Annotated in this window: 19 protein-coding genes; 13 read left to right on the top strand and 6 right to left on the bottom strand. The window is 33.9% G+C overall.

The genetic code is table 11. The annotated features are described in order from the left end of the window. Positions 1–8 precede the first annotated feature (8 nt). The 5 genes from SMSK564_RS09970 (at position 9) to SMSK564_RS09960 (ending at position 4655) form a co-directional block, all read left to right on the top strand. Positions 9–1118, top strand: a complete 1110-nt coding sequence (locus SMSK564_RS09970; protein WP_000154971.1) for a helicase HerA domain-containing protein — start codon at positions 9–11, stop codon at positions 1116–1118. Positions 1119–1324: 206 nt separating this feature from the next. Continuing rightward, positions 1325–1657 carry a hypothetical protein gene (locus SMSK564_RS13335; RefSeq protein ID WP_004236945.1) on the top strand — a complete coding sequence of 111 codons (333 nt, stop codon included), beginning with the start codon at positions 1325–1327 and terminating at the stop codon, positions 1655–1657. Positions 1658–1846: 189 nt separating this feature from the next. Further along, positions 1847–3049, top strand: a complete 1203-nt coding sequence (locus tag SMSK564_RS09965) for a Rep family protein (protein WP_000093566.1) — start codon at positions 1847–1849, stop codon at positions 3047–3049. Further along, positions 3049–3297, top strand: a complete 249-nt coding sequence (locus SMSK564_RS0102860; RefSeq protein WP_001083626.1) for a MerR family transcriptional regulator — start codon at positions 3049–3051, stop codon at positions 3295–3297. The genes SMSK564_RS09965 and SMSK564_RS0102860 overlap by 1 nt, the downstream gene beginning before the upstream one ends. Positions 3298–3389: 92 nt before the next feature. Then, positions 3390–4655 (top strand): tyrosine-type recombinase/integrase, encoded by a 1266-nt coding sequence (locus SMSK564_RS09960; RefSeq protein WP_000200173.1) that lies wholly within the window; start codon positions 3390–3392, stop codon positions 4653–4655. A gap of 380 nt (positions 4656–5035) precedes the next feature. Here SMSK564_RS09960 and SMSK564_RS09950 read toward each other — a convergent pair whose 3' ends face one another. Together SMSK564_RS09950 and relB are read right to left on the bottom strand one after the other, a co-directional pair. Beyond that, a complete protein-coding gene (locus SMSK564_RS09950) occupies positions 5036–5383 on the bottom strand; it encodes a type II toxin-antitoxin system RelE/ParE family toxin (protein ID WP_000395515.1) in 348 nt (115 codons plus the stop codon). After that, positions 5373–5660, bottom strand: a complete 288-nt coding sequence (gene relB, locus SMSK564_RS09945; protein WP_001101482.1) for a type II toxin-antitoxin system RelB/ParD family antitoxin — start codon at positions 5658–5660, stop codon at positions 5373–5375. Before relB ends, SMSK564_RS09950 begins: the two co-directional genes overlap by 11 nt. A gap of 637 nt (positions 5661–6297) precedes the next feature. On the opposite strand from relB, the gene SMSK564_RS13865 reads away from it, so the two are divergent. Next, positions 6298–7698: a PspC-like choline-binding domain-containing protein gene (locus tag SMSK564_RS13865; protein WP_000728914.1), complete on the top strand. Its 1401-nt coding sequence runs from the start codon at positions 6298–6300 to the stop codon at positions 7696–7698. 320 nt (positions 7699–8018) lie between these two features. Here the strand turns inward: SMSK564_RS13865 and SMSK564_RS09935 are convergent, their stop codons facing one another. Continuing rightward, positions 8019–8345, bottom strand: coding sequence for a helix-turn-helix domain-containing protein (locus tag SMSK564_RS09935; RefSeq protein WP_000340948.1), 327 nt, complete (start codon positions 8343–8345; stop codon positions 8019–8021). Between the two features lie 184 nt (positions 8346–8529). Between SMSK564_RS09935 and SMSK564_RS09930 the strand changes: the two genes are divergently transcribed. The 5 genes from SMSK564_RS09930 to SMSK564_RS09915 are packed head-to-tail and all read left to right on the top strand — an operon-like array spanning position 8530 to position 12452. After that, positions 8530–9369 (top strand): excalibur calcium-binding domain-containing protein, encoded by an 840-nt coding sequence (locus SMSK564_RS09930; protein WP_000914270.1) that lies wholly within the window; start codon positions 8530–8532, stop codon positions 9367–9369. Beyond that, a complete protein-coding gene (locus tag SMSK564_RS0102850) occupies positions 9362–9799 on the top strand; it encodes a DUF6568 family protein (protein WP_001086165.1) in 438 nt (145 codons plus the stop codon). The genes SMSK564_RS09930 and SMSK564_RS0102850 overlap by 8 nt, the downstream gene beginning before the upstream one ends. Before the next feature lie 3 nt (positions 9800–9802). After that, positions 9803–10606: a hypothetical protein gene (locus tag SMSK564_RS09925; protein ID WP_001071060.1), complete on the top strand. Its 804-nt coding sequence runs from the start codon at positions 9803–9805 to the stop codon at positions 10604–10606. A 10-nt stretch (positions 10607–10616) separates the two neighbouring features. Further along, positions 10617–11354, top strand: coding sequence for a hypothetical protein (locus tag SMSK564_RS09920; protein ID WP_001020597.1), 738 nt, complete (start codon positions 10617–10619; stop codon positions 11352–11354). A 6-nt stretch (positions 11355–11360) separates the two neighbouring features. Further along, on the top strand, positions 11361–12452 hold the full coding sequence (locus SMSK564_RS09915; RefSeq protein WP_000791258.1) for a DUF6287 domain-containing protein: 1092 nt from the start codon (positions 11361–11363) through the stop codon (positions 12450–12452). A gap of 709 nt (positions 12453–13161) precedes the next feature. Here the strand turns inward: SMSK564_RS09915 and SMSK564_RS12455 are convergent. Both SMSK564_RS12455 and SMSK564_RS09910 read right to left on the bottom strand, forming a co-directional pair. Further along, positions 13162–14703, bottom strand: coding sequence for a phage/plasmid primase, P4 family (locus tag SMSK564_RS12455; protein ID WP_000172686.1), 1542 nt, complete (start codon positions 14701–14703; stop codon positions 13162–13164). Positions 14704–14851: 148 nt separating this feature from the next. After that, positions 14852–15148 (bottom strand): hypothetical protein, encoded by a 297-nt coding sequence (locus SMSK564_RS09910; protein WP_000493151.1) that lies wholly within the window; start codon positions 15146–15148, stop codon positions 14852–14854. Positions 15149–15322: 174 nt separating this feature from the next. Here SMSK564_RS09910 and SMSK564_RS09905 point away from each other — a divergent pair, with 174 nt between their 5' ends. Continuing rightward, positions 15323–15862: a helix-turn-helix domain-containing protein gene (locus SMSK564_RS09905; protein ID WP_000578650.1), complete on the top strand. Its 540-nt coding sequence runs from the start codon at positions 15323–15325 to the stop codon at positions 15860–15862. Between the two features lie 56 nt (positions 15863–15918). Then, on the top strand, positions 15919–17082 hold the full coding sequence (locus SMSK564_RS09900) for a tyrosine-type recombinase/integrase (RefSeq protein WP_000683944.1): 1164 nt from the start codon (positions 15919–15921) through the stop codon (positions 17080–17082). Between the two features lie 95 nt (positions 17083–17177). On the opposite strand, the gene rpsD is transcribed toward SMSK564_RS09900, so the two are convergent. Beyond that, positions 17178–17789: a 30S ribosomal protein S4 gene (gene rpsD, locus SMSK564_RS09895; RefSeq protein WP_000092756.1), complete on the bottom strand. Its 612-nt coding sequence runs from the start codon at positions 17787–17789 to the stop codon at positions 17178–17180. Positions 17790–17811: the final 22 nt, after the last annotated feature.

Below are 17811 nucleotides of genomic sequence, written 5' to 3'. Positions count from 1 at the left end.
GGTAGTTTATGACTATCCCTATTAAAATGCCTATGTCTGAAAATGAATTAGCTAAATTCATTACAAGCAATCTCAACAATACACTAGATATAAACGGAGAAACGAGCTTTACAAACTCTTTCTCCATTTCTTTAGAAGCAGAAGATAAGGGAATGTTTTTCATTCCCAATCTTCCTGTTTCCTATGTTTTAGATAAAAACCTGTATTTTAAGATAGCAGATATCTGTTCTGGCATTCTTTACCCGTATAAAACGCTTATGTTACAAAGTAATGCGATTTTCATCCCCTACAAGACAGGTGACCCTAATCTTGCTAGAGGTTTTTTCTTCCCTTGGGTAAATGGTATTCCAACTCGACTAACTATTCCTGATATCCAACACTTTATAAATCAAGAAGTTAGTGAGATTAGGGTTCCGCTCATGTCAAACCAAGTTAGTATCAATCTAAATGATGTTGTTCATTTAGCTATCAGTGGTTCATCTGGTTCAGGAAAAAGTTATTTCCTAGAATACCTTATTCGGTGTATTCGGAAAATAACTGACGATATTGTAGCAGTAGACCCTAAACGTGCCGATATTTATTCTCTAGGTCGTGAATTAAATCTGTCTGTCCTGTCTCCGAAAAGAGGGGCTAACTTAAATAGTTTTATCACAGAAGTAAATGAAATTCTGGGGGATGCTATCAATAAGATTTACGAACGTCAAGAAATACTTTTAGAAAACCCAAAAGCTACATTAAAACGCAAATATATTATCATAGATGAGCTACTTGCTCTTGTTCAGGGTTCTTCAAAACAAGCACGAGATACGTTTGCACAACTATTAGGAACTGTGGCTCTTCTAGGTAGAGCTACCAAAGTTTCACTTATCCTAGTTTCCCAACGTTTTGATGCTACCGCATTTGGAGGAAATCTAGCAGTTAGAGAACAAATTAACTGTTCTATTATTTTGGGAGAGATAAATACTAACACCACTCAGTTTTTATTGCCAAACGCTCATATTGAAAATATTGTTGTTCCTAGCGGAATAGGGACAGGAATTGTCAAATTTAGTGATGGAAAGCATGACAGCAACATCATGCCACTCCTCACCCCATACTATAACAAGAGGTGCTTATGATAAACAAGTATAATCTATTCAAAATCTTATGTATAGGAACTGTAGTAAGCTTTTTCCCTATATTTATACTTATCTTGATTCAACAGAATCTGAACATTGAAATTAATTATCAAAATGTTGTTTTTCTTTTCTATCCTTTGATAATTTTTTCAATACTACTTTTCTCTTTTTTCCTTTATCACTGGTTTAAAAGTGATATAAAATACATGCTCAAAGGATTACGAGCAACCTACGAACTGAGAAAATTTGCCCATTTTGAATCCGATTCTATTCTCGATACTCAAAATAAACAGATTTCTACTCAAAAATCAATCGTCAACAAAGCCAATCGTTCTTTGCTAACCTTATCGATGATTTATACAGAAGATGGGGCTATATTACGGTGGAAAGTTCCAAACAATCACGAAAGTTTCTTGAAAGTACAAGAAATATTCCCTGCTATTAAAGCAAAATTACACACTATAGAACCCGAATTGTTCTTTACCAACATAGCGCCTAGTGACGGTCGTTGGTATCAAGCAACAGGCTCTTACAATTAAAATCGGTGGAAGGACTTTGTCAAAGACAAAAAGTCCTTCCACCATTTTTTTATATTACAAAACTGTGCCAATGATACTACTTACTCTAAATACCCTTAATACTAACAATCCTGCGAGACTGGTCTTGGCATTGTCTCGCATTCAAACTGTGCCAATGTGCCAAAAACAAAACGAAAGGAAATTCTTGAAATGTCTTCAGAGAAAAAAACAAATAAAAAAATCCCTAAACAGCGTGCAATCATGTATACACAACAAATGCGACTAGCTATTTTATCTGATTGGAAAGAAGAAATTGATAGAATCGTTAAGCTATTAGAGCCATTACTCTGGGCAGGCATTTTACATGATAAAGATGTTAATGAAGATGGAGAAACTGTAGAACCCCATATTCATCTCATGATGTATTTCAAACATGCTCGTAGTCCACATAGCATAGCTTGGGAAATTAATGAACGAAATGGTAAGCGTGAAGATTCTCAAATCGAACGATTAGAATTCTTCAAGCATCCTAATAATGGTTTTAGTTATCTTGTTCACCAAACTAAAGATGCTCAAAATAAATATCAGTACCCTATTTCGGAAGTAATAAGTAACTTTGATTTTGCTAAAAAATTAGAAAACATTCGAAAACAAGTAGAGCGAAACCAAAGTAAAAAAGAAGGGGAACTAATACGAGAATATCTAGATATGCTTTATGACGGTTTATTAACTCTAGAAGAGATTGAATCTGAGCTAACGGGAAGTCAATATGCAAAAGCAAGTACGCGACTTAAAGCTGTTGCCGAAAAAAGGCAAGAAAGATTAGGAAGAGAATTCCTGAATCGTATGAAGTATGAACAAAAGACAAAACAAGTAGTCTATATCTATGGTGAGTCTGGACTTGGTAAGACAAGACTGGCTAAGACTTATGCAGAAAATAAAAATACCTCTTATTTTGTAACAGGCTCAAGTCGCGATCCTTTTCAGAGTTATCAAAACCAGGAAACTATCATTATTGACGAACTGCGACCAGATAGCTTTCGATATGATGACCTTTTGAAAATTCTAGACCCTTATAATTTCGATGTTTTCTTACCTTCTAGATATATAGATAAAGCATTAACCGCTGAACTAATCTTCATAACTAGCCCTTACTCACCAAAGGAGTTGTATGATAATTTTCAAACCAGTAAACGAATTGACCGTTTCGACCAGCTAGAACGACGAATACAAACAGCCATACTAGTTGAAAAGGATAATATCTTTTATACACACTATAACAATGAGAGTCGGGAATACGAAAAAGATGACAGCAACTTTTTCACGAACCCCTTTGAGTCTCAGTCAATACATCGTGCTAATAGCTTCTTCACACAGTTTGAAACAACTATTCAAAGAAAGGAACAACAATAATGAACTCAGAACTATTTGAAATTAAAAACCTACTACTAAATCTCTTACAAATCCTACAACAGGAAACCCACATCTTCAATTATTGTGGTCTATATACCCAAAAAGACCTATTGAATCTCCTTCAAATTTCTCCGAATACATTAAAATCTTGGGAAGAAAAAGGACTAAAACGACTGGAACCACCTATAGAAGGAACCAGAACTGTTTACTATAAACTTGAAAATGTTCTCCAATTCTTAGAGAAATAACATGAATTATGCTAAAATAGAACTGTCTGTTATGTATAGAAAATGTTCTATTTTAGCCTTTTTATTTTATATCCGTATAATGAAAGGGCATTATGACATCTGAAACTATAACTTACAATAACAAAAAAGTTATTAAAAAAACAAATTCAAACGGAGAGGTTAGTTATATTTTACGAGGCCTTTACTTAGGTATCGATGAAAAAACAGGCAAACAAGTAACAACGTCTATAACAGCTAAAACACTACGGCAACTTGACCGTAAAATCCTAACGGCTAGAGTTAATTTTGAAAAAGCAGGTGGAACGAGGAAAGAAGATAAACGATTATCCACTTTTTCTGAACTTGCAGAAGAATGGTTCAATAATTATCAAGTTTGGGTTACTTCTCATAATACAATCAATAGAGTGAAGGGATACGTATATAATTACATCATCCCTGCATTCGGGGATTACATTCCTGAAAAAATCACATCTGCCGACATTCAAAGATGGGTTAACAATCTCGCCCAAAAAGCTAGAACATCGATTGAATCAGGGAAAAAACGTGCTGAAAAAGGTAGTGCAAAAGACTTTGGAGCAGTCACTCACAAACTTAGTGATATTTTCGATTTTGGCATCACACATTTTGGATTAACTAAAAACCCAGTGAAAACTATCAAAATCCCTCCAAAGCCTAAATTAGCTTCTCGTAGAACTATGGTCTTACATGATGAAGAATTAAAAACATGGTTAGCATTCTTAAAAACTTTACCTAATAACAGAGCTAATCGACGATTTATTACCATCTGCAATTCCTTACTCGCTTCTGCATTGCGAATCAATGAACTTCTAGCATTAGAAATAAATGACTTGGATTTCACAAACAATGAAATTATTGTAAATAAAACATTGATGTGGAAAAGTGCCAATAAGAAACTTGGTACTAAAGGATGTATGATTTGTAAACCAACCGCAAAAACCGATTCTGGTAATCGTCAGGTTCCCGTTCCAAACTCTACTCTCACTGACCTTAGGGATTTCTACACAGAAATGAATAACTATTTCAAAAAACAAGGTCTACCTCAATCCAAGTTAATCTTTCCAACGATTTATGGAAATTATATGTGCGATAGAAACGAACGTGCTACTTTAAAAAAACGACTAACTTCTCTTGGCTTACCTGATTACGGTTTCCATATTTTCAGACATACTCATGCTTCAATGATGTTAAATGCTGGGGCAAACTGGAAAGAACTACAAGTTCGTATGGGACATAAATCTATCAACACAACTATGGATACATACGCCGAGTTAGCACCGAAGAAGAAATTAGAGGCAGTAAATATTTATTTAGATAAAATAGCTGAACTATCTACTTAATCGTCTCTACATTTGTCTCTACATTTTTTCTTCAATAAATTACAAAGCCTTTAAAATAAAGGTTTTGAGGGGTTATATAGAACTCTGTCTACTCCTTACAGAGGTTAAATAAGCATTCAATACGAATCAATACAGAAGAAAAACGCTTGATTAGCGTTTTTTCTTTTTGTTAATTTCACTATATTGCAAGGGAAATCATTCGAATCACTACCTTTTTCACTACCTTTTTTGAAATAAGAATATTGATTCGGACGATTAAAAGCAAGAGAAACTTCATTATGAGGTTTCTCTTTTTTTATATTTTCATTCCTAAAAATTTTTGAAATAGAGTAATCTTTTTTAAAATTTTTGGAATCCAAAACGCAGTTCAATAATATGCACTATTTTTTCTTGAACAAGCGAATGTAATCCTGTTTGCTATGAATAATATCTGATACAAAGACAGCTTTTCTATCCTCTAAAATATGATAGAAGGCTAGGTAATCGCCTAAAATGATGCATCGAGTTTTGTGGGGTGGGTATATAATAACTCCTACTCTTTCATCAGCATCAAATCCTGCTTCCGGGAAAACTTCAAGACGTTCCAATCCGTAAAGAATATTCTTAACTGTGTTTGCTCCTGCCTGTTCTGAAAAGTAGTTAGCTGAGATATAATCTTTAATACCTCTTAGCTGTTCTTGTACCGTTTCAGAGATAATAAGGCTATATGAGTTCTCGTTAAATTCCAAGGTTAGCCCTCACTTCATCAAGGCTGTAAGTCCTTCCATGTTCTAAATCCTCAAAGCTACGGGCAATTTCGGCACGCAATCCTAATAGAAGTTCTTCTCTTTCTTTGTCTACTTGAGTTTCAAATGGCAAGGCTTTATTTTCTACAATGTGTTCTAAAAACAAGTTAAAACTGGCTGTCATATCAAGATTTTGCGATGTGATAATAGCTTTAGCCTTCTCTAACAAGTCTCTGTTAGTCTTAAAGTTTACCTGTGTGTTTTTTTCTAAAACATTCATAGTAGCACCTCCTTTTAGACTATTATATCACTTTAAACTATACAGGTCTAGTTGCGTATAGATACTTATAGCTGGTAGTAAAAACAAAAAAAGCACTAAGGGAAAACGCCCCAAAGTGCTTAATATCAAGGCTCTAAAGCCTATCTTATTCAATAAAATATTACAACATTTTGTTGTAGAATAGATTTAGTATAAATTACACTTTGGTATGCTTTATAAATGTTGATTCTGTAGTATTTTTAGAATTTACATATTAAATAAAATAGATTAAACTTTACTCCGAGGTGGACAAAAAGGAGTACAAATTTCATGGTGATGAGTTCAGTAGGCAAGTAAGAAGTACCGTTTAGGTGCTTTTTATTTTACCCCATTCATCTTGTAGATTAAGGTGTATATTTTACATTTGCTAGAGTTAAAAAATTATTAAAAACATTAACTAATATATATGTAACTGTGATATAATTAGGATAGTGTTTAACAATGTTTTAAACATAAATATAAAACAGGAGGTGTTTTATGAAAATATAGTGATATTACTTGATTTATGGTATAATAATTTACGATTTATATTTAAGTAATAAAGTTTAAATGACTTCTTATTGCTTGAAATGAATTATAAAACAAAGGAGTATTTAAAGTGAAAAAGAAAAACACAATTATTACAGCGCTTATAGCATTGTTTATAGTTTTTGCTGGTGTTAAGTCTGTCTCAGCAGACCATGTAATTAATAAAAGCGAGACTGAAAGAATTAGTAAAATAATAAATGATATTCCAAAGAAGACGAAAGCTATTTGGGATGAAGATTTTAAAATGCAAAATCAAAAAATTGCTCGAAATAGTGGCGTATTTTACTGGGGTAAAAATGGAGAACTTGCTTGGTATCAGCCTGAAAATGAAATTATATTAGACCCTTTAAATGTAACCGAATATGAGAAAATACATTATGGTTACCCTTTTGATGATGTTGGTTTAGTCTCGAGTGTCTATATTGCTGAAACAAACCGCCTTAGAGGGTATGATAGTTTTGATAAAATCAAAAAAGAGTTTGATAAAGACAAAGAGGAACAAGCAAAGAGACATAAAGAATACATAGAAAAACTTAAAGAAACTAGAAGAAACAGGTCAGAAGAAAAGAAAAGACAAGAAGCTGAGTATATAGAAAGAATAATTGCAGATAAAAAATATGCAAACAGTGAAGATTTAAAATATGTGGGAGATGTTCTCAGAAATAATTGGGGTATATTCTACTGGGGGGAAGCAGGCGTACTTGCTTGGTATCATCCTGAAACAGGAAAAGTCGAAGACCCCTATGAATCTAAAACGATTAGCCAAACTACTGGGAACCCTTTTGAGGGTGGAGATACACCCTATGCTGACTATGTTGCAGAAATAAATAAGCGTAGAGGATATGACTCTCTTGAAAAAATTAAAGAGGGAATAAAGAAACCTAAGAGTGATACTACAGTTAAAGCTGAAGAACCATTAAAAAAACAGGAGAATGAACTGAAGCAAAAGAAAGTAGACGAAAGTACTACTAAAAAAGAAGAAGCTACAACACAGAAACAAGGTTGGGTGCAAGAAAATGGTAAATGGTTCTACTATGACCAATCAAAGAACAAGCAATCTGGCTGGGTTCAAGTAAACGGTGCATGGTATTACCTAGCACAAGATGGAGAAATGAAGACTGGTTGGTTAAATCAAGGAGGCTCTTGGTACTATTTGACTGATTCAGGCTCTATGAAAACAGGTTGGCAAAAAGTTAATGGAACTTGGTATTATCTCAACGGTTCAGGAGCTATGCAAACAGGTTGGCTCAATCAATCTGGTACATGGTACTACCTAAACAGCTCAGGCTCTATGCAGACTGGCTGGCTTAGTCAAAGTGGTACTTGGTATTACCTCACTGAATCAGGTTCTATGAAAACTGGTTGGTATCAAGTCAGCACTAAATGGTACTACTCTTATAGCTCAGGAGCATTAGCAGTAAGCACTACAGTTGATGGTTATACTGTAAATGCTAATGGGGAATGGATTTAGTAACACGTTTTTTAAGAAAATAGATAAGCGCTGAATATTCAGATTCAGTGCTTTCTTTTTTCTTTTTGTTTTTTAATCGACCTCTTCAATTAAGAAAAATAATTCTCATTCCTTATCTGAATAATGTAACCTCTAATCCTCACAATATACAAACAGTACAGATAATTTCTAATCACCCGACCTACAGATTACTATTAAAAATCACTTCGAGAGAGACTATAACAATTTTAAGCATGATGAAATAATAATAGATACTAAAACAACTATATATGGTTGGATAGATTTAGTATAAATTACTCTTTAGTGCTTTTTATTTATCACTAACTATCTTGGCTTAATTCAAGTATTTCCATCACCTTATGAACAATCATCTTATGCTGTGGGTGTTTCTGAATCTTCAATAACAGTTCCATCATCTCTGTATCTTGTGGAACAGAATAAGGTAAGAAAAAATCACTCAACGGAACTTCTAAAGCATCAACAATCTTCACAAAAGTTTCCAAAGAGATATTTCTATGATTATTTTCTATCTGACTGATATAAGGAACACTTAGATTTGTTCTTTCTGCTAATTCTTGCTGTGTAATCTTCTTTGAAGCTCGTAAGTCTCGTATCTGATTACTTATATTTTCTAATATATCATCCATTCCTTCACCCTCTATGTTAAATCTACTATCTATCTTATAGATTAAACAATCAGGTTTACATTCTCTATAGTTTAATATTTAATAAAAACATATTCTATTGTTAAAGTTTGTGTGATATAATTATAACTATTAGGAAATATTTATTTTATTTCATTAAATAAAGTTAAACATTTGGAGGTTATATATGCTTAAAAAGCTTAAGGAATTAAGCAAAGAACAAAAGATTATAGGTGGTATTGTACTATTGCTTATCCTCATTTTGTTCTTCACACTACTAACTAGCGGTAGCACTAAACACTCACAAGCTCAAACCAAGGCTAGTGATTCTGTCAAACAGTCTTCACAAGTTAAACAGTCTAGTTCATCTTCCTCTACTTCATCATCTAGTAGTGAAACTAGCTCTAAAATAGAGAAATGGTCTCCAACTGGACATATAGCTGTAGATGCTTATCTAAATACACCACAAATTAAAATCATACTGCGAGCCAAAGCACTGAGAGAGGTAGCACACAAACTCTCTAACACAGATAAACTCTACGAAGTTGAAGCTGAGGTAATTGGGATTGAAGAAAAAGATGAATACCGTGAGTACAACATAACAGGTAAGAAGCTTCTTATCCGTACACCTGAATCACTAGCTGTGAAAATGAATGAACTTATGGTCTATACAGGAAATACAGTATCTTTAGAAAAATATGATTCAATCGATAAAGGTTCGTTAGTAATCAGTGAAGTGAGAAAAACAGAAAAAGCACAAGAAGAGGAAAAAGCAAGTATTGAAGCCTCCAAATCAAAAGAGGAGGAAAGGAAAGCATCTTCACGAGCAAAAGAGCAAGAACAAGCTTCATCTCACACCACAACCACTCCTACACAATCGTCTACACCTGCTCCACAATCAAATTTAAGACCGTTCAAAAACTGTAAGGAAGCACGAAAAGCAGGACGTGTAAACATACCTGCTAGTGACCCACAATATGGTCCATGGCTAGATAGAGACAAAGACGGATACGGATGTGATGAATAGTAAAAAAGTTCTTATTCTACTGTCACTACTACTTATTATAATCGTCACATTCACAGCATACTTAACTACTCTACCACAAACAGAATACCAGATAGCTATAAAGAGACTCCAAAAGATAAGTTTAGAGGCTGTGGAACAGAAAATACAACATAAAGAAAGCTTTTACCTATACACAGGGAGAGAGAGTTGTCCATACTGCCAAGAATTTGCTCCAAAGCTAGCAAAAGCAGTAGATAAAACTGAGACAACTGTGTATTACTTAGATAGTGAGCATATAGATAAGACAAGTTGGAATAACTTTAAAACAAATGTAGGATTCAAAACAATCCCCAATCTCACTTACTTCACAAATGGTACAGTATATGACATATTACCGAAAGCAAGTCAAGCTAGTGTTGAAGTGATTGAGTCATTTATAAGAAAGGAATAAATAATGAACCAAGAAAAAATTTATAAATATATTGTAGGTTTTCTAGTGATATTTACTTTATTATTTGGATTATTTGCTTATATTGCAATAAGCTATGGTAATCAACAATATGTTAAAGATACGGAACGTGTTACTAAGCTAGTTGAAGCACTAGAAAATAACACAACAAATATAAAACAAAATATAACGTTAGAGGAAGCTTTGAAGCTTGTTTCTGATGATAGTGAATTGTCATCTGTTAAAAAGGAAATTAAATACCTAGAAGATAGATATCCAAACGACCACGAGTACAAAATTAGTAGTTTGTCCTCCCGTGTAAACGAAGTGGAATTAAAACTTAATAAACAAATCGAAAAGATTAAAGAAGAAAAAGAGCGGAAAGAACGAGAAGAACGGGAAGAACGGGAAAAACAGAAAAAATTGAAAGAGGAAGCAGAGAAAAAATCTAAAGAATCTGAAAAAAAGTCTAATGAAGAAAACAGAAAAGTAGATTTAGATGCTTTCTATAATGCAATTCAAGGAGGTGTAGATAAAGTAAATACACAATCAGGAGCACATATGCTTGAAATGGAAAAAACATCTGTAACACTTGGCATCAGAATCATTCTCACAGAAAATAATGCTTCGTATTCAAACAAAGAACTTAGAGCAATTATCAGTGCATTAAACAAATCTTTATATAAAATTGCCAAATCCCACGGAGTAAATAGCCCTAGATTCTATTACACTCTCAGTGGGGAAGAAGTCGCTGTGAATCGTTATGTAATGGCACCTGATGAAGTTAAGTTTTCTGGAATATTAAAATAGGAGAGTACTAATGAACATAGGGAAAATTATTAAAATAACTGAAGATACTGCTTATATAGGTTATGAAGATGGAAGTTTAAAGGAAATTGCTATTGAATCTTGTGACTTTGAACCTAGTATAGGGGATTATGTAGAAGTTTATGAAGGTATTGTCATAAAAGTCGACATCAACAAGAACAACATAGAGAAAAAGAACAAATCTAAAAAAATAGGAATTATAGTCACTCTACTATTACTGTTTGTAATTATTGTTATAAGTTTTATAAATACTAAAAAACAAATTTCAAACAATCAAACAACTTCAAGTTCAACATCAAAACAAATTTCATCATCCAAAAAAAGTAGCTCTACCTCTTCATCTTCCTTAAAGGAAAGTAGTTCCAGTTCCTCATCCTCAGTACCATCAAAACCTAAGATTACTGTAGATAATGATAAAGCAAATTATGGTGAAGTAGACTATAACAAGTGGAATCATGATGAAATAGCCGTAGATACTAAAGTAAGAGTATATGGTAAAGTTTTACAAGCTATGGAAGATGGGAAAGCCTACACACTGCGTGTAGCCATAAATGATGACTATGATAAAATTATTTTGGTTTCTATTCCTTCTGAATACAACAATAGAGTTATAGCCGAAGATGACCATATAACATTGTACGGACTAGTAAAAGGAAGACAAAGTTATGAAACGGTCTTTAAATCCACAAAAACACTACCTCTCATGGTTGCCTATATGTACGAGAACTAATACTACATGAAAAATAAAAAACATAACCAAATTATTCACGTTTCAGAAACACATATTATCATTCGACTCCACACAAATGAGACTCTAAATGTTCCTATCAATGAGTTAACTTTTCATCCTAAAGTAAACGATATTGTTGAAGTTTACCAAAATCAGAATCACGTAGTAGTTTGTCCTCTACCACAGAGCAACAAATTTTGGATTCTTATAACCTCAATTACACTTCTACTTCTTACCATTATAGGAGCTACTTTTTTATTCTTTAGACATCTAAATGAAAATATAGAAACAGTAGATAGTCACTCTTCACAACAAATCTCATCTACTACTTCTAGTTTCTCTGCATCATCCAGCACATCTACCACAAGCTCTAGCTCAACTGAAGATAGTATAATAGACACGACAGCCGAAGAGCTTCGAGACATGGAAAATGATGGTAGGTTAAAAACTGGTCAACTATACCGCTTCACAGCAGAACTAACACGCCAAAAATTTTGGGAAGCATACGTAGGACATTTTAAAGCTCTAGAAACATACCATACTATTTGGGTAAAAGCTAGTAATGCTCCTATAACTGGTGTACAAATACAAATTAAGAAATCTATGATTGAAGGATGGCAAGAAGGAGCAACCGTTACTTTCACAGTCAGAATCATGGAAGACTCTGAAAAATTTCAATTCTGGGTTGCTACTGATGCCACACTTATCACGACTCCCACAGAAGAAAAGCACACAGAAAATACAACACAAGAAATTGATACACAGGCTATTCTACATGGAGACTACTCTAGTATAGCTGGTACTTGGAGGAATGAACTAGGATATGAAATAGTGTTTAATAAGAATGGGTTAACAAAAGGAGGACAGATAGCTCAGTCAGGCATGGGAAGCGATGGACACATAGGTTTTAGTATCAGCTCAGGACCTATAGGAGCTGCAATGGGAATATATCCCCCTGGAACAAGTATACCTATGAAACGATTTGAGAATAACCAAATGGTATCAATCGAAGACCCAACTGATAAAAGTAAAACTAGAATTATCATTACTCAAACACATCCATCTGATGAAAAAGCTGTCTACTACAAAATAGACTAAAACAATATTCCCTATACTTACAAAGTTTTCCTAGTTACCTGAAAATCCCTGCAATTACTCATTGCAGGGATTTTGTATATCCGTTACATCACATGAATCTCTTTCAGACAATTCCACATTACTAACACATTTTTGATATAGAGAGTTAATCGGTGAATAGCAAAATTCACATACATCCATTACTATTCTATTTTTTAATCGCCCCTTAGAAATCCCATTATCACGCGCATTACTAACCACAAACACAAAAAGATAAATTGATACAATTGTACAGAAAAAACTGATAGCTGAATCAAGACAACACTATAAAAATGTTAAATTCTATAATCTAAATCCTTATTAAATAGCTAGTTTTATTCTCTATTTTATCTCACAAGCATACGCCTTTATGCCGTGAAAGCAAATTGACAGTAAGTAGGCACAAAGTACGCTAAGAACGTCTCAGACGAAAGGCTTTAGTTTTTCGGATGGACAGTTCATTTGTACGAGAGTGCCTTGTTTCTTGCTGTCAATTAGACCATGGAATAAATTAGGCGTGTTTGGTACTTAACAAAGTGTTTCACTCCTTTGCCTTCGCTCGTGGCGGGCTAGTCGTTCACACTTTGTATATCTCCAGAATGATACACTTGATACACTAATTTCCAACTTCTTAGAATAAATAAAACAAATAAAATTGAAAATAGAAATGAAATTTACTGTTTCAAGTGTATCAAGAGCATGACTTCATTACATACCCTTTATATCTCTTTGTAGAATCCAAATTAAAAGACTCAGAATGAATAAAATAAACAGAATCACCCTCATCAAAATCTTTACAAGTAGATAATGTTGGCTTAAATACCCAGTCTGATGGAAGTGCATCTTTTAATTCTTTGTGAAAGGCTTCCTTAGTTTCTCGTTTTAAACCATTTCCTTCACAGAATTGTTCATATGCCCATAGCATAAATGAATTCGGCAAGAAAGTAGATTTCACACGACTAAACAGATAAGATGAAAACTGTTCAACACTTGTCATAGACTTCCCATGAATTTCCTTGATAGCAGGGTGGTGACTGATATCCTTGAATCCATCACTGATATCATATTCTAATGCATTCTTCAATACATATTCTAATACATCCTGACGTTTTAGATAAACCTGCTTTATTTCTCTCTTGTAACCATCTTTGTTAAATTCAGAAACGAAGGGAAGTATGAAAGTTCTTCTTGCTATAGCTTCTTTGTCTCCTTGAATCTTAATCAATCGATTAGATGATTGAACAATCACAGGAGTAAGTCGAGCAGAATAGGCCTGTTTGCCTTTCTTTTCGATTGTGACAATATCATGAGTAACTAGAGAAAACATAGTAGAAGGGTCTGTTACCACCTTATCAATAGGATTATCATCTCCAATAACTAGATGTTTACCTATTAACTGTGAAGTGGCAAAACGATTTTTGCCCTCTAATTCAATTAGTTTCATGGATGCTGTATTAATCCTACCTACTAAGTTAATTAACAACTCTTGGAAACTACCCTTACCTGTTCCTCCTTTTCCAATCAGCCAAATAATTCTCTCATCAGCATAACCACGTATCACTGCCAAAATTGTTTGCCATGCTAAGTGAATTAGTTCAGCATCATTATTAAACAGTTCAGTTAACCAAGAATCAATAGACCAATCGCCCAATACTGGAGAAGTTGCTTCTGAATTATAATTTACTTGTACCTTATGTGTAAACACAATTGAAGGACTGTACTTCATTCCGTCCCCATAATAAGTATCATAAATACAATTCCCTAACGCTATGTAACGTGAGCCTTGATATATACTTACATTTTTACAGATACAACTTAGTACAGAAAAAATCTCTGATATATCATTACTCCTAAAAGAAGGTTCTAACCTTCTTGCTAATTTATTAACAATATGCCAAGCAGGTTGATAAATCCCCTCTTTGGGATTATACACAAATAAGTTACCTTCACCAGTATCCTCTATTTCAGCTATACTAACCACAATGAGATGAGCCATTAAAAAATCTGCCATGATATAAAAAGGAGCTTTTCTCTTTTTCATCTTCTCTTTTTCTGAAGGCTCTATGTGAGGGGTAGAATCAATTACCTCATTTTTATATATTCGCCATTCTTCCTTATATTCAGTTATTGGAGTAGCGTTATCAAAATCTTGAATAGCATTCTCAGGGTAAGTTTCAAATTTAATATCTGCTTCTAGAACAGAATGTTTTGGTTTTATGGTAATTAATGTCATTAGACAATCCTTTCTTGGATAAGCATTACACTATATAGCGTAATTGATAGCAATTGAATCTGTGATTCAACATGGTTGCAAGTACCTATGTATTTCAAGAAATCATAGAACTTTTCAATTGTGTTTATTTTCTTTTCATACAATGTATTCACTCCTTACTAGTAATTGAAAGAAACTTCATAACATCTGATTTCTTATAGAAAACTTTGCGAGTTCCTTCTATTGGTGGACAGTATCGAGTTAACCCCAAACGCTCCCATTCATGCAGAGTTACTAAACTAATACCTAGTTCTTTGATTAACTCTTTCTGTTGTATCAAGCCAAACGAGTCACTGTGAGGTGAAAGCATTGCATGTGATAGATAATCATTTATTAAATGCTCAATCCTTCCCAACAATGCTAGTTCTGCTTCTTGAGATAATATCCCTTGTGGTGTACTAAACATAGACACCCCCTTTCTTTTCCATTTTGTGCACAACTATCCTCTCATAACTAGTACAGCTCGCCTATTAACCAAGTTAATTGACTTGGGTTATATTTGGAATTTTATCAGTTTTCTATTTACATGTCAAGAGTTTTTTGCTAAAATATTACTAAAGTTATTAAACGGAGGTTAAAAATGATAGGAGCATATCTTAAAAAATACCGTACAGAAGGTAACGTAACTACTAAGAGCCTTGCTGAAGAACTAAAAGTATCACAGTCTTATATCTCACAAATTGAAAATGAGAAAAAGATTCCCAGTTTAACTAAACTCTCTGAAATTACTGAAAGCATTGCTTCACTCTCTATAAAAGAAAAATGCGAACAAGGTGGATTAGAGTTTGATGAGCACAAAATTAAATATCAACAATTGGCTAACTCTTATATTGATGATATAATCAAAAATATCCACATGGATTCTGTTCATAACGATAAAGAGAAGCAACTTTTAAAAGATTTAATTGAGTTAAGAAATGGCGAATCCATATTCTCAAAGTTAAAAACATACAAAGATATTAGCCAAGATATTATCAATGGGGAAAATATCAAAATTAATCTTGATTATATCTTTAGGAAGAATGTAAAAATAACTATTGATGGTCAAGCACTCACAACTGAGGACTTAACTGCTCTACAGATACTAATTGAAGGTATTCGTTCTAGACACAAATCATAATATCTATTTTTCATAACCTTTTACAGCTTGCCTACTGATGTTAGAAAGGTTAAAAAATGAAAATAGCAGAAATAAAAAAACAAAATGGTAGCACTGTATATCGTGCCAAAGTATACTTAGGAGTAGATAAACTCACAGGAAAAAAAATAAAGTCTAATCTGACAGCTAGAACTAAAACTGAATTGAAGAAAAAAGCTCAATTAGCTAAGGCTGAATTCCAAAATAATGGCTTCACTAAAAAAGAAATAATCCCACTAACAAGTTATGAAGAAGTAGCTCAACTATGGTGGGAAAGCTATCAACACACAGTAAAACCAAATACGCAAGATTCAGTAAAGCGACTACTATCTAACCATGTGATTCCTTTATTTGGTTCTTATAGGTTAGATAAGTTAACTACTCCAACTATCCAACGCATTGTTAATCAACTAGCTCTACGTGCTAACAAACGAGAAGAAGGCGCATTTCTACACTATGATAAAATTCACGCGCTAAATAAACGTATACTACAATATGCTGTGACAATGCAGATTATTGATATGAATCCAGCTCGTGAAGTTATTCTTCCTCGTAAAATAAAAAAGGGTAGAAACAAAGTAAAACACTTTAATAACTTAGAGTTAAAGCAATTTCTCAGCTATTTAGAAGAGGCTAACTTAGCAATATATAGAAATATCTATGAAATTACTTTGTACAAGTTTCTTCTTGCTACTGGTTGCCGTATTAACGAAGCCTTAGCTCTACACTGGTCAGATATTGACCTAAATAATGCAACTGTGAATATTACAAAGACACTAAATCATTTAGGTGAGATTAACAGCCCAAAGTCTGAGGCAAGTTATCGCACAATTGATATTGACCCACAAACTATAGAGGTCTTAAAAGTGTATCAAAAAAGACAAAGGCAAGAAGCTTGGAAACTTGGTCGGACTGAAACTGTTGTCTTCTCAGATTTTATTCATAAATACCCAAACAATAAAACACTATCAACTCGTTTAAACACACGTTTCAAACATGCTGGTGTACCTAATATTGGATTCCACGGTTTTAGACACACACACGCTAGTCTTTTGCTAAACTCTGGAATACCATATAAAGAATTACAACACCGTCTAGGTCATTCTACACTAGCTATGACTATGGACACTTACAGTCATCTCTCCAAAGAAAAAGCAAAAACAGCCGTCTCATTTTATGAGAAAGCTGTAAGTTCTTTGTAAAGGGGGACAAAAAGGGGGACAAACCCAGAAATCAACGTTTTAAGACAAAGCAAAAAGCCCACTGTTGTAGGCTTTCTGTAAGATATTTCTTAAAATTAAAGCATTTTGTTGTAGAATTCAACGACAAGTGCTTCGTTGATTTCTGGGTTGATTTCGTCGCGTTCTGGCAAGCGAGTCAATGAACCTTCCAATTTTTCAGCGTCGAATGATACGAATGCTGGACGTCCAAGAGTAGCTTCTACTGCTTCAAGGATTGCTGGAACTTTCAATGATTTTTCACGAACTGAGATCACTTGACCTGGAGTTACGCGGTATGATGGGATGTCAACACGTTTTCCGTCAACAAGGATGTGACCGTGGTTTACGAATTGACGAGCTTGACGACGAGTAGTCGCAAGACCAAGACGGTAAACAACGTTATCCAAACGACGTTCCAAAAGAAGCATAAAGTTGAAACCTAGGATTCCGCCTTTGATTTTTGTAGCTTGTACGAACAAGTTACGGAATTGTTTTTCACCTACACCGTAAGTGAAACGAAGTTTTTGTTTTTCAGCCAATTGTAAACCGTATTCTGACAATTTAGAACGATTGTTTGGTCCGTGTTGTCCTGGTACGTAGTTACGACGTGCCAATTCTTTACCTGTACCTGTAAGTGAAAGGCCAAGGCGACGAGCTTGTTTCCAAGATGGTCCTGTATAACGTGACATGTAAATGTCCTCCTGATATAAA

The organism is Streptococcus mitis SK564, assembly GCF_000148525.1.
GTDB classification, from domain to species: domain Bacteria; phylum Bacillota; class Bacilli; order Lactobacillales; family Streptococcaceae; genus Streptococcus; species Streptococcus mitis_H.
Note: the sequence above shows the minus strand (reverse complement) of the source record. Positions and strands in the feature narration are given on the sequence as shown.

What these genes read in the sequence shown, in the direction of transcription:
- SMSK564_RS09970 (WP_000154971.1), top strand. Translation starts at nt 9, where the DNA reads ATGACTATCCCTATTAAAATGCCTATGTCTGAAAATGAATTAGCTAAA.
- SMSK564_RS13335 (WP_004236945.1), top strand. Translation starts at nt 1,325, where the DNA reads ATGCTCAAAGGATTACGAGCAACCTACGAACTGAGAAAATTTGCCCAT.
- SMSK564_RS09965 (WP_000093566.1), top strand. Translation starts at nt 1,847, where the DNA reads ATGTCTTCAGAGAAAAAAACAAATAAAAAAATCCCTAAACAGCGTGCA.
- SMSK564_RS0102860 (WP_001083626.1), top strand. Translation starts at nt 3,049, where the DNA reads ATGAACTCAGAACTATTTGAAATTAAAAACCTACTACTAAATCTCTTA.
- SMSK564_RS09960 (WP_000200173.1), top strand. Translation starts at nt 3,390, where the DNA reads ATGACATCTGAAACTATAACTTACAATAACAAAAAAGTTATTAAAAAA.
- relB (WP_001101482.1), bottom strand. Translation starts at nt 5,660, where the DNA reads ATGAATGTTTTAGAAAAAAACACACAGGTAAACTTTAAGACTAACAGA.
- SMSK564_RS09935 (WP_000340948.1), bottom strand. Translation starts at nt 8,345, where the DNA reads ATGGATGATATATTAGAAAATATAAGTAATCAGATACGAGACTTACGA.
- SMSK564_RS09930 (WP_000914270.1), top strand. Translation starts at nt 8,530, where the DNA reads ATGCTTAAAAAGCTTAAGGAATTAAGCAAAGAACAAAAGATTATAGGT.
- SMSK564_RS0102850 (WP_001086165.1), top strand. Translation starts at nt 9,362, where the DNA reads ATGAATAGTAAAAAAGTTCTTATTCTACTGTCACTACTACTTATTATA.
- SMSK564_RS09925 (WP_001071060.1), top strand. Translation starts at nt 9,803, where the DNA reads ATGAACCAAGAAAAAATTTATAAATATATTGTAGGTTTTCTAGTGATA.
- SMSK564_RS09920 (WP_001020597.1), top strand. Translation starts at nt 10,617, where the DNA reads ATGAACATAGGGAAAATTATTAAAATAACTGAAGATACTGCTTATATA.
- SMSK564_RS09915 (WP_000791258.1), top strand. Translation starts at nt 11,361, where the DNA reads ATGAAAAATAAAAAACATAACCAAATTATTCACGTTTCAGAAACACAT.
- SMSK564_RS12455 (WP_000172686.1), bottom strand. Translation starts at nt 14,703, where the DNA reads ATGACATTAATTACCATAAAACCAAAACATTCTGTTCTAGAAGCAGAT.
- SMSK564_RS09910 (WP_000493151.1), bottom strand. Translation starts at nt 15,148, where the DNA reads ATGTTTAGTACACCACAAGGGATATTATCTCAAGAAGCAGAACTAGCA.
- SMSK564_RS09905 (WP_000578650.1), top strand. Translation starts at nt 15,323, where the DNA reads ATGATAGGAGCATATCTTAAAAAATACCGTACAGAAGGTAACGTAACT.
- SMSK564_RS09900 (WP_000683944.1), top strand. Translation starts at nt 15,919, where the DNA reads ATGAAAATAGCAGAAATAAAAAAACAAAATGGTAGCACTGTATATCGT.
- rpsD (WP_000092756.1), bottom strand. Translation starts at nt 17,789, where the DNA reads ATGTCACGTTATACAGGACCATCTTGGAAACAAGCTCGTCGCCTTGGC.